Source organism: Kitasatospora sp. NPDC101108, assembly GCF_055584725.1.
This window is the reverse complement of record NZ_JBVJLM010000014.1, coordinates 149,525-162,578: the sequence shown is the minus strand read 5'-3', so window position 1 is coordinate 162,578 and position 13,054 is coordinate 149,525. Positions and strand designations below refer to the sequence as shown.

Sequence of the window (13,054 nt, the reverse complement as noted above, 5' to 3'; positions counted from 1 at the left end):
GGTGGGTGTGGGCGCGCGGGGCGTTGCCCGCGCGCCCACGGTGGGGGGAGGGGTGGTGTCTGCGCGCCCGCTGAGGGGGAGGGGCGTGGGCGTGTGTGTGGGGGTGGGCGGCCGGGGGACCGGGCAGCGGTCCCCCGACCGCCGGATCGGGGTGCGGCCCGCCCGGACTGCGGGCGGGCGGGCCGCACGTTCCGGGCCGGCCGGGCCGGGGCGCGTCCGGGGAGAGCGCCTGCCGGTCCGGCCGGGGGCCGGCCGGGTGGACGGCGGGCACGGGGGAGCCGACCGGCCACCCGGGGTTCGGGTGGTTGTGCGTCCTGCGGTTACTGCGGGGTGGTGCGGTCCGGATGGGCGGCGAGCCCGGGGGGAGTCGCTCGCCGCCCACCCGGAGTTCTGGGGGTCATCTCCGGGCCGATTGCTGGTCCTCGGAGGGGCCGGTTCTGCTCGGACGGGTGTCCGGTGGGGTGGGGAGGGTCGGTGGGGTCGGGACGGTCACGCCGCCCTTGCCGGGCTTGGCGCCGTTGCCGCCGTTGTTGTCCTCGCCGGTGGTGTTGCCGTTCGAGTTGCCCTTGCGGCCGGAGGGGCTCGGCTGGGCGGGGGTGCCCTGGTGGTCGCCGTTGGTGTGGCCGGGGGCGACCGCGCAGAAGTCCGGCACGTCGTCCGCTCCGCCGGCCGCCGCGACCAGCGGGCCGAAGAGCGGGTCGGCGGCCAGCTGGTGGGGGCGCTCACCCTTGTTCGTACGGTCCGTGAAGCTCTGGCAGAGCGGGACCAGTGCGGCGGGCGGGCTGGGGTGGGCGCCGCGGGTGCCGGGCGGGGAGGCGTCGGGTGTGGCGGAGGCGGACGGGGCGGGGCGGGGCGGGTCGGCCTGGGCGCCGGCGCTCGGCCTCGCGGATCCGCCCGGGGAGGCGGTGCCGTTTTGGCTGCCGGTGGTGCCGTGCGGAGACGCGGTGGGGCTGTCCGAGGCGGCCACCGTGTGCTCCGGCTCGGTCGGGCCGCCGCCGAGGGCGGGCAGGTTGCCGGTGCCGGCGGCGACCGCGACCCCGCACAGCGCGGTGGCGCCGAGCACGGCGGCAGCGGCCTTCGTGCTGAAGGCCCTGGCCAGCGCGGCGGTTGCCATCGATCGTCTCCGGACGGGGGTCACTACGGGTTCGGGCGTGAGACTCGCCTCCCGGAACGCGGCCAGTGCGGCCTCCTCCCCGGCCAGTTCCGCGGCCGTCGCCGGGGCGGCGGCCGCGGCCAGTACCCGGGCGACCTGCCCGGGACCGTCCGGTCCGGTGAGCGAGGCGTCCTGCCCGGCCGACGGGCCGCCCACGGCACCGCCGAGCAGCTGCTCGGCGGCATCACGGTCGATCCGACGGGATCGGTTGGTGCTCATCTCATGTCCTTCAGCGTCGCGGCCCGGCGTTCTGTCACACCCTGCGGAGAACTTTTTTTCGCGGGTTCTCCGGCGGCGTCCCCGGTGACCTTCCTGGCGGCCGGGATCCCGGCGTCGGCGGCGAAGGGCTGCTCCAGCAGCTTGGCCAGCCGCCGCAGCCCCCGGTGGGCGGCCATCCGGACGGTGCCGGCCCGCTTGCCGAGCACCTGGGCGGCGCTCTCGGCGTCCAGCTCCATGACCACTCTGAGCAGCACCGCCTCGGCCTGCTCCCGCGGCAGCCGGGAGATCAGCGCCAGTGCGTCGGCGGTGCCGACGGTGGTGAGCGCGGCGCGTGCGGTGTCGTCCCCGGCGGCCAGCTCGACCAGGTACTCGAACGGCAGGTCGGCGACCGGGCGGCGGCGCCGGGCACGTAGGTGGTCCATCGCGCGGTTGCGGGCGATGGTGGCGGCCCAGCCGCGGAAGCCGTCCCCGTCGCCGGAGAAGCCGCGCAGGTCGCGGGCGATCTGCAGCCAGGTCTCGGAGGCGATGTCCTCGGCGTCCTGCACGTCCTCCGGCCGTCCGCCGACCAGCACTCTCAGGTAGCGCAGCAGGCCCGGCTGAACGGTCCGGAACAGCAGTCGGAACGCCTGTTCGTCCCCCTCCTGGGCGGCGCGGACCGCCTCGGTCAGGTCGGTGGGAACGGGGCCCCCGCCCGGTGGTGGTACTGCTCCGGACCGGCCGAGGGGGCTGCCGGTGCCCGCTCCGGGGCGTTCTGCACTCTGCACCCGCCACATCATGCGCCATCCGGGCGAACACGTCGGCTCCGGTCGAAGGACCGGACCGGTCGGGGCGAAGGTCCCGTCGACGGCTGTCGTTCGCCTGCGGCCCCGGATGCCGCCCATCGTCCGGGTTGTCGGTGGGCGAATCGTTTCGGCCGTGTCCCCACCCGGAGCCGGGAGGACCGCACGACCGGCAGGGAAGACCGCGATGACCACTGCGACGACAGCCGCCCGGCGTCCCGGCTCCGGCCGGGTGGCGTTCGCCTTCGGGCTCGGCGTCGTCCGCCGCACCGGTCCGGGGTCCGAGGTCCGGCGGGGCCGGATCGGCGAGGTGCTGCCCGGGGCCGCGCCGACAGCTGCCGCTGGACGACGCCGTCGCGGTGTTCCGTGACCACGGACTGCCGGAGCCGCGGCGCCGGGCCGCACCCCCGGGGGCGAGGCCCCCTCTCCCCGCAGGTCAGCGGGCGTGTCACGGGCCGCGCAGTGACAACTGTCATGCGGATCCCGCAACGGACGGCACTGCTCTGACGGAGGGTCGGCCGGAAAGACTGGAGGCACGACGCGGGCAGCGGCCCGCAGTCACCAGTCGGGGGAGGAACCCACCATGAGCAGCCAGACCGTCACCGCCGCCACCGCCGCTGTCGCTCAGGACGCCGGGACGCCCAACCCGCTGGTCTCCGGTCTCCGCCCGCTCGTCCTCGACGTGGCCGCCCCGCTCGCCGGGTACTACCTGCTGCACTCCGCCTGTGGCCTGAGCGAGTTCGCCGCGCTGGCCTGGAGCAGCGCCTTCCCGGCCGGCCGGACCGTCCTCGGCCTGCTGCGCGAGCGCACGCTCAACCTGTGGGCCTCGCTGATGCTGGTGGTCAACCTGGCCGGCCTGGCGCTCACCTTCGTCAGCGGTGACGCCCGGATGATGATCGCCAAGGACGGCCTGCTGAGCGGCAGCGTGGCGCTGGCGATCCTGGCCTCGGCGCTGATCGGCCGACCGGTGATGACCCCGATGCTGATGCCCTTCGTCACCAAGGGCAACCGGGACCGCGCCGCCGCCTGGCAGCGGCTGGTCGAGGGTCGGGCGGCCGCCTCGCGGACCTTCCGGCGCCACGAGCGGGTGTTCGCCGGCATCTGGGGCACCGCCCTGCTGACCGAGTGCGCGGCCCGGGTGGTCGGCGCCTTCACCCTGCCGGTCTCGACCATGGCCTGGCTGTCCACCGTGTTCCTGATCGGTGCGATCGTGGGCGGCTCGCTGTTCGGCCAGATCGCGGTCGAGCCGATCGAGAAGCTCGTCGAGGCCGAGGCCGAGGCCCCCACCGCGGCCTGAGTCCCGCTCCGACCGCCGTTCGAACTGCCGGTTTCGACCGTTCGAACAGTCAGGAACCATCGGGGTGGCCCGGGAGTCCTTATAACGAGGGGGTAACGGACCCCCGACCGAGGAAACGGGGAGCCCCACCATGCGGACCGACGCGCTGACCACCACCGAGGACCGCACCCTCGTCTGGGACGGCTGCCTGAACGTCCGCGACCTGGGCGGACTGCCCACCGCCTCCGGCCGTCCGACCACCCGTGGCGCGATAGTCCGGGCGGACAACCTGGACCGCCTCACCCGCGAGGGCTGGGACGCCCTGCTCGACCACGGCGTCCGCACCGTGGTCGACCTGCGCAACGCCGAGGAGTACAAGCCGCTCCTCCCGCTCCCCGAGGACGTCGAGCTGGTCCGTGTCCCGCTGGACGAACTGGCCGGCCCCGCCTGGTGGCAGGCCCACGGCCGGCTGGACGGCACCCCGCTGGTCTTCCGCCCCTACCTGGAGCACTGCCCGCACGCCGCCGCCGCGCTGGTCACCGCGATCGCCGACGCCCGGCCCGGCGGACTGGTGGTGCACTGCGGCGCCGGCCGCGACCGCACCGGCCTGGCCGCCCTGCTGCTGCTCGCCCTGGCCGGGGTCGACCGGACCGCGATCGCCGAGGACTACCTGCTCAGCGGCCCCAACGTCCGCCCGCTGTACGGGATGCTCGGCCTGCCGGACCCGTACCGGCGGATCGACACGGTGCTGGCCGAGGCCGGGACGACCGCCGAGGCCGCCCTGGAGGCCACCCTCGACGAGCTCGACCCGGTGGACTACCTGCTCGCGGCGGGGGTCACGCCGGCCCGGATCGCGGCGGTTCGGGAGCGACTGCTGCCCGGCGCGTAGGGCGCAGGCGGCGGGACTCGGAGCGGCAGGGGCGTTCGAGGAGCCACGAGAACAAGCTACCTACGGGTAAGCGTCAACTGATGGTTGACGATCCTCGGATCGACAACCTACGGTTGACGCATGGAGAATCCCGTTGTTCCCAGCACGACTCCGCTGCGCCTCGACGACCTGATCGCCGCGATCAAGAAGATCCACACCGACGCGCTCGACCAGCTCTCCGACGCGGTCATCGCCGCCGACCACCTCGGCGAGCTCGCCGACCACCTGATCGGCCACTTCGTGGACCAGGCCCGCCGTTCCGGCGCCTCCTGGACCGACATCGGCCGCAGCATGGGCGTCAGCAAGCAGGCCGCCCAGAAGCGCTTCGTCCCCAAGGGCCCGGGCACCACGGCCGACCTCGACCCCAGCCAGGGCTTCGCCCGGTTCACTCCCCGGGCCCGCAAGGTCATCGTGGCCTCGCAGGAGGAGGCCAGGAAGGCGAGCAACCCCGAGATCACCGCCGTGCACATCCTGCTCGGCCTGCTCGCCGAGCCCGAGGGCATCGGCCTCAAGGCGCTCGCCGCCCAGGGCGTCACCCCGGAGGCGGTCCGGGCGGCTGCCACCGCCGCCCTGCCGGCCGCCGTCGAGCAGACGATCCCCGCGCTGATCCCGTACGACGCGCAGGGCAAGAAGGTGATCGAGCTGACCTTCCGCGAGGCGCTCAGGCTCGGCCACAACTACGTCGGCACCGAGCACATCCTGCTCGCACTGCTGGAGTTCGAGAACGGCGAGGGCGTGCTCACCGGGCTGAAGGTGGACAAGTCCGAGGCGGAGACCTTCACCGCGGAGGCCATCGCCGCCATCGTCGCCGCCCGGGACGCGGAGTCCGAGCAGCAGCAGTGAGCCAACCGTCGACCGGCCGTGCCCGGGGCGGAACTCCCGCCCCGGGCACGGCCGCTGCGCGTCCGCTCAGAAGCCGGAGACGTGGGTGGTGACGATCCGGACCCGGCCGTCGACGGCCGCCTCCAGCGCCGCCCGCAGCCGGGCCGAACGCGCCGGACCGAGCAGCTCCAGCGCCTCCTCCGGCGGGGCCCAGCGGTGGGTGTCCAGCTCGCCGGCCGGCACGGTCACCGGGGTGCCGTCCGGGACGGTGCCGAAGTCGAACATGAAGTGCTGGGCCGGGTGGTCGAGTTCGGCCGAGGCGTGGGTCCAGGAGATGGCCAGCAGGTCGCCGGCTTCCTTGACGATGCCGGTCTCCTCCTCCAACTCCCGTACGGCGCACTCGACCGGGCCCTCGCCGAGGTCGATCGTCCCGCCAGGGAACTGCCAGTGTTCGCGGTACCCGGCCTTCACGATCAGGATCCGGCCGGACTCGTCGCGCAACAGGCAGCCCGCCGCCGCGTAGATCCGGGGCAGGGACGCCAGCCACTCCTCGCGGGATCTCAAGGGCTCAGCCGTCACGGGTTCCTCCAGGGGCAGGGCGGTTCGGTCGTCCCCACTCTGCCACCGCCGTGGGACCGGACCGATGAGTCGGCGCCCGCGCGACGGTCCAATCCGCATGGAGACCATCGCGGCCGAAGCCGTACTGACCTGTGACCTGGGCGCACTGACCGCCCCCGACCTGGCCGTCGTCGACGCGCTCGCCCGACTGCGGCTGGCCGCCGGGCGGCACCGGGTGGGCGTGGTGCTGCTGAACGCGAGCGGCCCGCTGCGGGAACTGCTCGCGTTCAGCGGGCTCGCGGCACTGCTGCCCGGAGCGGACGACCCGCTGGACGCCGTGGAACCGGCCTGCCCGGCCGCCCTACTCGGCGGGGAGCCGGTCCGGGAGGCCGAACAGCGGGAAGAGCACGTCGGTGTCCAGGAAGTTGGTGAGCCCGGTGATCCGGCCCTCTGACACCTCCGGCACGATCAGCGCCCACGGCTCGTGCCCGCCGGCCGGGCTCGGCCGGTACTGGGCCAGGGCCGGGCCGCCGTTGGCCGTCACCGGAAGCAGCCGGGAGCCCCGGCAGCCCTGCCCCGGGCCCAGCATCCACGCCCGGATCTCCTCCTGGCCCTGCAGCCACATCGAGAACGGCGGCATGTTGAGCGTGACGTCCTCGTGCAGCAGCACGGCCAGGCCGTCCATGTCGTACGCCTCGAAGGCGCGCACGTAGCGGTCCAGCAGCGCCCGGTGGGCGTCGTCCAGCGCGGGGGCCGGGCGGGCGGCCGAGGCGTCCGCGGCGAGCACCGAACGCGCCCGTTGCAGCGCGCTGTTGACCGACGCGACGGTGACGCCGAGCAGCTCGGCCACCTCGGCGGCCTTCCAGCCGAGCACCTCGCGCAGGATCAGCACCGCCCGCTGCCGGGGCGCTAGGCGCTGCAGCACCGCGACGAAGGCCAGCTTCACCGACTCGCGCTGCGCGGCCACCTCGGCCGGGTCCCCCGTCTCGGGGAGCACCCGGCCGTCCGGCGCCGGGCCGATCCACGTCACCTCGGGCAGCTGGGTGTCGCTCGCGGTGGCCACCGTGACCGGCCCGGCGAGGTCCATCGGACGGGCACGGCCCTTGCGGCCGTTCAGCGCGTCCAGGCAGACGTTGGTGGCTATCCGGTACAGCCAGGAGCGCAGCGCGGCCCGCCCCTCGAAGCCCTTGTGGCCGCGCCAGGCGCGGACCATGGTCTCCTGCACCGCGTCCTCGGCCTCGAAGACCGAGCCCAGCATCCGGTAGCAGTAGCCGGTGAGTTCGGTGCGGTACCGCTCCAGCTGGAGTTCGACCGGCTCCTCCGTGATCACATCGGTCATCGTGCGCCCCCGTCGTGCTGCCGCGTGCTGGTGAACGGGACGACGGTAACGCACGCCACCGACAATCCCCGATGCCTGCCGGACAAGGACCCTGAGCGCGCGTCAGGGGCGGACGCCGGGCCGGTGGCGTCCGCCCCTGGGGGCCGCCGGTCAGTGGGCGGAGTGCTTCTCCGCGCCGCGGTGCCGGTGCCCCTTGAGCTCCCCCTGGACCGGTGGGGCGGAGTGCGTCCCCGAGGGTGTGACATCGCGGCCGATGTGGCGGAAGGCGTCACCGTGCCCGCGCCCGGAGTCGGCGGTCACCAGGCCGGACCGCAGCTTCGGTCCGAGCCGGCTGGGCGTGCTCGCCATGCCCCGGCGGTCCAGCAGGTCCTGGGCTCCCTGGCGGAACTTGGCGGCGCTGCCCGCTGTGTGCTTGGTCATCGTCGGCCTCCCTTCGGCGGCCGCGGCCGGACGGGTGCCGACCGGAGGGGCCGCATGGGCGTTATGTCGGGATTTTACCCGGGTTGCGGGACGGCGCCACCGCGGCGGCCGGTGTCACCGCGGCGGCCGGTGACCTTGCGGGAACCGGTGTCACCGCGGAGGCCGGCGACCTCGCGGAGGCCGGGGTGCGCTCAGCCCATGACCTCGTGGACGAAGCACCAGCGCCAGTCCTCCCCCGGCTCGTACGAGCGGATCACCGGGTGGGAGGTGTCGTGGAAGTGCGCGGTGGCGTGCCGCTGCGGCGAGAAGTCGCAGCAGCCGATGTGGCCGCAGTCCAGGCAGATCCGCAGGTGCACCCAGTCCCGGCGGCCCTGGGCCAGGCAGTCGGCGCAGCCGTCGGTGGGCGGGAGGGGGTCGATCTCCCGGGGTGCCACGGCGAGGTCTTCGCAGGCGCTCATGTTCGAAGGCTATGACGGCCCGGGCCGGGGCGCCGCTTCAGGACGCCGGGGCGGGCGGTGCGGCGGGCGCGGCGTCGGGGGCGGCGTCCGGGGCCGTCCAACTGGCCAGTACGGCCAGTTTCTGGGCGGTGGGAGAGTCCGGCGGGGCGGTGTAGACGACCAGCATCTGGTCCGGCGAGCCGTTGACGGTCAGGGTCTCGTACCCGAGCTCCAGCTCGCCGACCAGCGGGTGCCGGAGCAGCTTCACCCCGCTGGTCTTCTCCCGCACCAGGTGGTCCGCCCAGAGTCGGCGGAACTCCTCACTGCGCAGCGACAGCTCGCCCACCAGGGCGGCCAGGGCCGGGTCGTCGGGGTGCAGTCCGGCGTCCCGGCGCAGGTGGGCGACGGTCTCCGCGGCGACGGCGTCCCACTGGGGGTAGAACTCGCGGGCGGCGGGGTCGAGGAAGGCGTCCCGGGCCTGATTGGGGGGCGAGCCCACGGTGGCGCCCGCGCGGCTGGAGAAACCGTTCACCGCGTCGCCCAGGGCGTTCCAGGCCAGGACGTCCATCCGGCGGCCCAGCACGAAGGCCGGCACCCCGGTCATCAGGTCCAGCAGCAGCCGGGTCCCCGGGCGGACCCGCCGGTCCCCCCGGGCCCGGTCGGCCGGGGCCTTCGGCGGGCGGTTCAGCGAGCGCAGGTGCGCCGACTCCACCTCGTCCAGCCGCAGCACCCGGGCCACCGCGTCGAGCACCGCGTCCGAGGCGCTGCCACCGCGGCCCTGCTCCAGCCGGATGTAGTAGTCCACGCTCACCCCGGCGAGCTGCGCCACCTCCTCGCGGCGCAGGCCCTGCACCCGGCGGCGGCCGTGTGCGGGCAGGCCCACCTCCTCCGGCTGGATCCGGGCCCGGCGCGAGCGGAGGAAGTCCCCCAAGGTGTTCTCCATGCCGGGCAGGGTAGCTCCGGGCGGGCGGCGGAGGGTGGTACTGCCTTTCCCAGGAAAGGACTTCCCGGGTGAGCGGTTCCCGGGTACCGGGTTCCCGGGAAGGACGTGGCCCTGGGTGGGCGCGCGGCACCGGCGCAGAGTGGTCGACGTCAGCCCGCCGACCCGATCCAGGAGTCCCCGATGAGCTACCCCGCCCTCGCCGCCCGCACCGCCGTCGTCACCGGAGCCGCCAGCGGCATGGGCGCCGCCACCGCCCGGCTGCTCGCCGCCAACGGCGCCCGGGTCGCCCTGCTCGCCCGCCGCACCGACCGGATCGAGGCGCTCGCCGCCGAGATCTCCGCGGCCGGCGGGCAGGCCCTCGCCGTCACCGCGGACATCACCGACCAGGCCTCGGTCGACGCGGCCGCCGCGGCCGCCGCGGCCGTCCACGGCGCGTACGGCCCCGCCGACCTGGTAGTCAACAACGCCGGGGTGATGCTGCCGAACCCGCTCGCCGAGGGCCGGATCGACGAGTGGACCCGGATGGTGGACACCAACCTCACCGGCGCCCTGCGGATCGTCCGCGCCTTCGCCGCCGACCTCACCGCGGCCGCCGCCGAGGGCCGCACCGCCGACCTGGTCAACGTCTCCTCCATCGCCTCCCACGTGGTCTTCCCCGACTACGCCGTGTACGGCGCGACCAAGGCCGCCCTCACCCAGCTGTCCGCCGCCCTGCGCACCGAACTCGGCCCGCGCGACGTGCGGGTCAGCGCCGTCGAGCCCGGCCTGACCGACACCGAGCTGGGCGGCCACATCGACAACCCCGCCCTGCGGGAGCAGCTCGGCGGCATGTTCGCGGCCATCCCGGCGCTCGCCGCGGAGGACGTCGCGGACCTCATCGCCTACACCGTCAGCCGCCCCCGGCACGTCAACCTGCGCCACCAGGTGGTGCTGCCGACCCGGCAGGCGTGACGGACTGCCGCCGGATCCCGCTCCGGGCCCACAGGTGGCATGGGAGCATGCCATCCGTGGCGATCGCGACGGGGAGAACGAACGGCGACACCGGCGGGGGCGGCAGTACGGGCCCGGCCGGACGGCCGGAGAGCAGCGGGAGCACCGGCCCGGGTGCCGGCGGAGGTGCTGCCGGAGCTACCGGCGGAGGTGCCGGCAGAACCACTGGCAGAGGTACCGGCGGAGGCATACCCGGGCAGCCGGGCGGCGAGCGGCGGCGGGCCCGACCGCTGTCCGACACCGGTCGGATCCGGCAGCCCGTCGCCCTGATCCGGCTGCTCACCGGTCTGCTCGCGATCGCGCTCACCCTGCTGCTCGCCGACTACGCCCGGGCCACCACCGGGGGCTTCGCCGCCGACGTCGCCGAGGCCGCCGCACTGGTGCCGCGACCGCTGGCGAGCCTGGCGGGCGGACTCACCACCGCCGCCGTCCTGCTGCTGCCGGTCGGGCTCGCCGTCCGCCGCCTGCTCGGCCCGGACCGGCGGCGCGCCCTCCAACAGGTCTCCGACGGCCTGCTCGCCGCCGTCACCGCGTACGGCGCGACCCTCGCCCTGGACCTCTGGGCCGACGACCTCGCCCCGGCCTCACTGCTCACCGCCCTCACCCAGCGGCTGCCCGGCGACGTCCTCGGGCACACCGAACCGGTCTACGGCTACCTCGCGCCCGTCCTCGCCTTCATGACCGCCTCCGGCAGCCGCGAACGGCGCCTGCCCTGGTCCGTCCTCGCCCTCTCCGGCCTCGCGGGACTGGCCGGCGGGTACGCCACCCCCACCGCGCTGCTGCTCGGCCTGCTGATCGGCTGGACCGGCGCCCACGCCACGCTGTACGCCGTCGGTACCCCGGACCCGCGGCCGAGGCCGGGGGAAGTGCTGCGTGCCCTGCGGGACAGCGGACTGCGGCCCGTCGAGGCCCTCCCCGCCGGACCGGACCGCTACCTGATCCGGCAGGCCGAGGACCGGCCCGACCTCGACGTCCACCTCCTCGACCGGCAGGCCGTCACCGCCGCCGCCGTCCGACGCGCCTGGCGCCGCCTGCGGCTGCGCACCGCCCCCCACCCCCGCGCCCTGCGCTCACCGCGCACCGGGCTGGAGCACGAGGCCCTGGTCACGTACGCGGCCCTCGCCGCCGGAGTGCGCACCCGCCGGATCGCCGCCACCGCGGGCCTCGGCCACGACACCGCCCTGATCGCGTACGAACACCTGGCCGGGCGCACCCTGGACCAGCTCGACGACGCGGAGATCACCGACGAACTCCTCACCGACGCCTGGGGCCAGCTCGCCCTGCTCCAGCGCCGCGAGATCGCCCACCGCGCCCTCGTCCCGTCCTCCCTGCTGGTCGACGACGGCGGCGCGGTCCACCTGGTCGACTTCGCCGACGGCGACATCGCGGCGAGCGAACTCGTCCTGCGCTGCGACGTCGTCCAGCTCCTCACCACCCTCGCCCTGCGCGCCGGCGCCGCCCGCTCCGTCCGCACGGCCACCGCCGTCCTCGGCCCCGACCCGCTGGGCGCCGCCCTGCCCCTGCTGCAGCCGATAGCCCTCGCCCGCACCACCCGCCAGTCGCTCAAGCGCGGCCAGGGCGGGAAGGCGGCGACGGACGCGAGCCCGCAGACGCTGGAGGGCGGCCCGGCGGAGGCGCCCGGCGGTGCGGGCCCGAGCGGGCGGCACACGGCCCCGCTCCTGCTCACCCGTGAGGTCGGCACGGCGGAACCGGTCCCAGCAGTACCGGCGGTACCGGCGGTACCGCCGGGCGAGGGGCGGCCGGGGTACGGCGGCAGCGGCGAACCCGCGCCGTTCGGCGGATCGGCCGGCGGGACCGGTGCCGCGGCTGCCGGGACGACCGCGGGTGGGGACGGCGGCCCGGGCAGCGCCGCCGTCCCCATCGAGTCGTCCGCCGCACCGCCGCCCGAGGCTCCGACCGGGGCGACGGCTCCGACCGGGGCGACGGGCCGACAGGAGTCGGGCCGACGCCGATCAACGCCCGGGAGCGCCGTCGGCCACCAGCCGCACGGCCCGCACGGCGACCGGTCCGGCACGGCCGCCGTCGCCCCCGCGGGGCAGGAGCGGGACCGGGCCACCGGTGAGACCGACCCGACCGGCGGGTTGCTGGAGGAGATCCGGGCGGAGGTGTTGCGCGGTCGCCCGGAGGTGATCGGGCGGCCAGTGCGGCTGGAGCGGTTGCGGCCGCGGACGCTGCTGGCCGTAGTGGGCGGGGTGGTGGCCGGGTGGCTGCTGATCCCGCAGTTCTTCGCGACGGAGGACAACCCGATCGCGGCCCTGGCGGACGCCGATCCGTGGTGGCTGGCACTGGCGGTGTCGGCGGCGGGGCTGAGCCACGTGGCCGCCGCGATGGGGTTCGTCGGGTTCGTGCCGGAGCGGCTGAACTTCCGCAACGCGGTGCTGGCGCAGGTGGCCGGGGCGTTCGTGAAGCTGGTGTCGCCCGGGGGTGTCGGCGGGATCGCGCTGAACACCCGGCTGTTGCAGCAGGCGAACATCCCGACCGCGAAGGCCCTGTCCAGCGTCGGCGTGGGGCAGTTGATCGGACTGGTGCTGCACCTGCTGCAACTGGGCGCCTTCGTCTACCTGGTGGACGCGCAGCCGGGCGGTTCGGAGCTGGAGGCGCTGCCCGCCGTGGTCGCCGGTCTGGTGGTGGCCGCGGTGCTGCTCGCGGTGGTGTCGGCCATTCCCCCGGCCCGCCGCTGGTTGGCGGCGCGCCTGCGGCCGTTGACGGCGGAGGTGCTGCCGCGGCTGCTGGACCTGCTGCGCAACCCCGGACGGCTGGCGGTGGGAGTGGCCGGGCAGGTGCTGGTGTCGCTCTGCCTGATCGCCTGCCTGTACTGCTGCGCCCTGGCGATCGGCAAGGAGCCGTCCTTCGCCTCGGTGGCGGTGGTGTTCCTGGTGGGCAACGCCGCGGGCAACGCCGCGCCGACCCCGGGTGGGGCCGGCGCGGCCGACATGGCCTTGATCGGCCTGATGCAGCAGACCGCGTCGATGGAGCAGGGCGGTGCCACGGCGGCGGTGGTGCTGTTCCGGCTGCTGACGCTGATCCTGCCGGTGCTGCCGGGCTGGGCGGCGATGACCTGGCTGCAGCGCCGCAGAGCGCTGTAGCCGTGGCTGGTGCTGCAAGGCGCTGTGGTTGTCAGGGGCGGGGGCTGTAAAGGGGCGAGGGCTGTAAAGGGGCGGGGACGGGG

The 13,054-nt window shown here is 75.3% G+C and carries 14 protein-coding genes; 7 read left to right on the top strand and 7 right to left on the bottom strand.

All coding sequences use genetic code 11. The features are described from left to right. Positions 1-397 precede the first annotated feature (397 nt). Both ACZ6Z8_RS27580 and ACZ6Z8_RS27575 read right to left on the bottom strand, forming a co-directional pair. The gene (locus ACZ6Z8_RS27580; protein ID WP_465612718.1) at positions 398-1,372 is read right to left on the bottom strand and encodes a hypothetical protein; all 975 of its coding nucleotides are present in this window, start codon (positions 1,370-1,372) and stop codon (positions 398-400) included. Next, entirely contained in the window at positions 1,369-2,145 is a 777-nt protein-coding gene (locus tag ACZ6Z8_RS27575; RefSeq protein ID WP_465612727.1) for an RNA polymerase sigma factor, read from the bottom strand. The genes ACZ6Z8_RS27580 and ACZ6Z8_RS27575 overlap by 4 nt, the downstream gene beginning before the upstream one ends. A 193-nt stretch (positions 2,146-2,338) precedes the next feature. On the opposite strand from ACZ6Z8_RS27575, the gene ACZ6Z8_RS27570 reads away from it, so the two are divergent. The 4 genes from ACZ6Z8_RS27570 to ACZ6Z8_RS27555 all read left to right on the top strand — a co-directional run bounded on the left by ACZ6Z8_RS27570 (position 2,339) and on the right by ACZ6Z8_RS27555 (position 5,198). Beyond that, the gene (locus ACZ6Z8_RS27570; RefSeq protein WP_465612717.1) at positions 2,339-2,521 is read left to right on the top strand and encodes a hypothetical protein; all 183 of its coding nucleotides are present in this window, start codon (positions 2,339-2,341) and stop codon (positions 2,519-2,521) included. Between the two features lie 213 nt (positions 2,522-2,734). After that, positions 2,735-3,448: a VC0807 family protein gene (locus ACZ6Z8_RS27565; RefSeq protein WP_465612716.1), complete on the top strand. Its 714-nt coding sequence runs from the start codon at positions 2,735-2,737 to the stop codon at positions 3,446-3,448. Positions 3,449-3,578: 130 nt separating this feature from the next. Continuing rightward, the gene (locus ACZ6Z8_RS27560; protein WP_465612715.1) at positions 3,579-4,316 is read left to right on the top strand and encodes a tyrosine-protein phosphatase; all 738 of its coding nucleotides are present in this window, start codon (positions 3,579-3,581) and stop codon (positions 4,314-4,316) included. Between the two features lie 120 nt (positions 4,317-4,436). Continuing rightward, positions 4,437-5,198 (top strand): Clp protease N-terminal domain-containing protein, encoded by a 762-nt coding sequence (locus ACZ6Z8_RS27555; protein ID WP_465612714.1) that lies wholly within the window; start codon positions 4,437-4,439, stop codon positions 5,196-5,198. Between the two features lie 66 nt (positions 5,199-5,264). Here ACZ6Z8_RS27555 and ACZ6Z8_RS27550 read toward each other — a convergent pair whose 3' ends face one another. Beyond that, positions 5,265-5,756 carry an NUDIX domain-containing protein gene (locus tag ACZ6Z8_RS27550; RefSeq protein ID WP_402816873.1) on the bottom strand — a complete coding sequence of 164 codons (492 nt, stop codon included), beginning with the start codon at positions 5,754-5,756 and terminating at the stop codon, positions 5,265-5,267. A gap of 97 nt (positions 5,757-5,853) precedes the next feature. Between ACZ6Z8_RS27550 and ACZ6Z8_RS27545 the strand changes: the two genes are divergently transcribed. Next, complete coding sequence (locus ACZ6Z8_RS27545) at positions 5,854-6,189, top strand: hypothetical protein (RefSeq protein WP_465612713.1); 336 nt, start codon at positions 5,854-5,856, stop codon at positions 6,187-6,189. Here the strand turns inward: ACZ6Z8_RS27545 and ACZ6Z8_RS27540 are convergent. The 4 genes from ACZ6Z8_RS27540 to ACZ6Z8_RS27525 all read right to left on the bottom strand — a co-directional run bounded on the left by ACZ6Z8_RS27540 (position 6,097) and on the right by ACZ6Z8_RS27525 (position 8,874). Beyond that, complete coding sequence (locus ACZ6Z8_RS27540) at positions 6,097-7,074, bottom strand: sigma-70 family RNA polymerase sigma factor (RefSeq protein WP_465612712.1); 978 nt, start codon at positions 7,072-7,074, stop codon at positions 6,097-6,099. The two genes, ACZ6Z8_RS27545 and ACZ6Z8_RS27540, sit on opposite strands and share 93 nt — an antisense overlap. A gap of 150 nt (positions 7,075-7,224) precedes the next feature. Further along, complete coding sequence (locus tag ACZ6Z8_RS27535; protein WP_465612711.1) at positions 7,225-7,494, bottom strand: hypothetical protein; 270 nt, start codon at positions 7,492-7,494, stop codon at positions 7,225-7,227. 191 nt (positions 7,495-7,685) lie between these two features. Then, positions 7,686-7,952: a UBP-type zinc finger domain-containing protein gene (locus ACZ6Z8_RS27530; protein ID WP_402816881.1), complete on the bottom strand. Its 267-nt coding sequence runs from the start codon at positions 7,950-7,952 to the stop codon at positions 7,686-7,688. A 37-nt stretch (positions 7,953-7,989) separates the two neighbouring features. Further along, positions 7,990-8,874 carry a helix-turn-helix transcriptional regulator gene (locus tag ACZ6Z8_RS27525; protein ID WP_465612710.1) on the bottom strand — a complete coding sequence of 295 codons (885 nt, stop codon included), beginning with the start codon at positions 8,872-8,874 and terminating at the stop codon, positions 7,990-7,992. Between the two features lie 180 nt (positions 8,875-9,054). Here ACZ6Z8_RS27525 and ACZ6Z8_RS27520 point away from each other — a divergent pair, with 180 nt between their 5' ends. After that, positions 9,055-9,825 carry an SDR family oxidoreductase gene (locus ACZ6Z8_RS27520; RefSeq protein WP_465612709.1) on the top strand — a complete coding sequence of 257 codons (771 nt, stop codon included), beginning with the start codon at positions 9,055-9,057 and terminating at the stop codon, positions 9,823-9,825. A 56-nt stretch (positions 9,826-9,881) separates the two neighbouring features. Continuing rightward, complete coding sequence (locus ACZ6Z8_RS27515; RefSeq protein ID WP_465612708.1) at positions 9,882-12,971, top strand: lysylphosphatidylglycerol synthase transmembrane domain-containing protein; 3,090 nt, start codon at positions 9,882-9,884, stop codon at positions 12,969-12,971. Positions 12,972-13,054 lie beyond the last annotated feature (83 nt).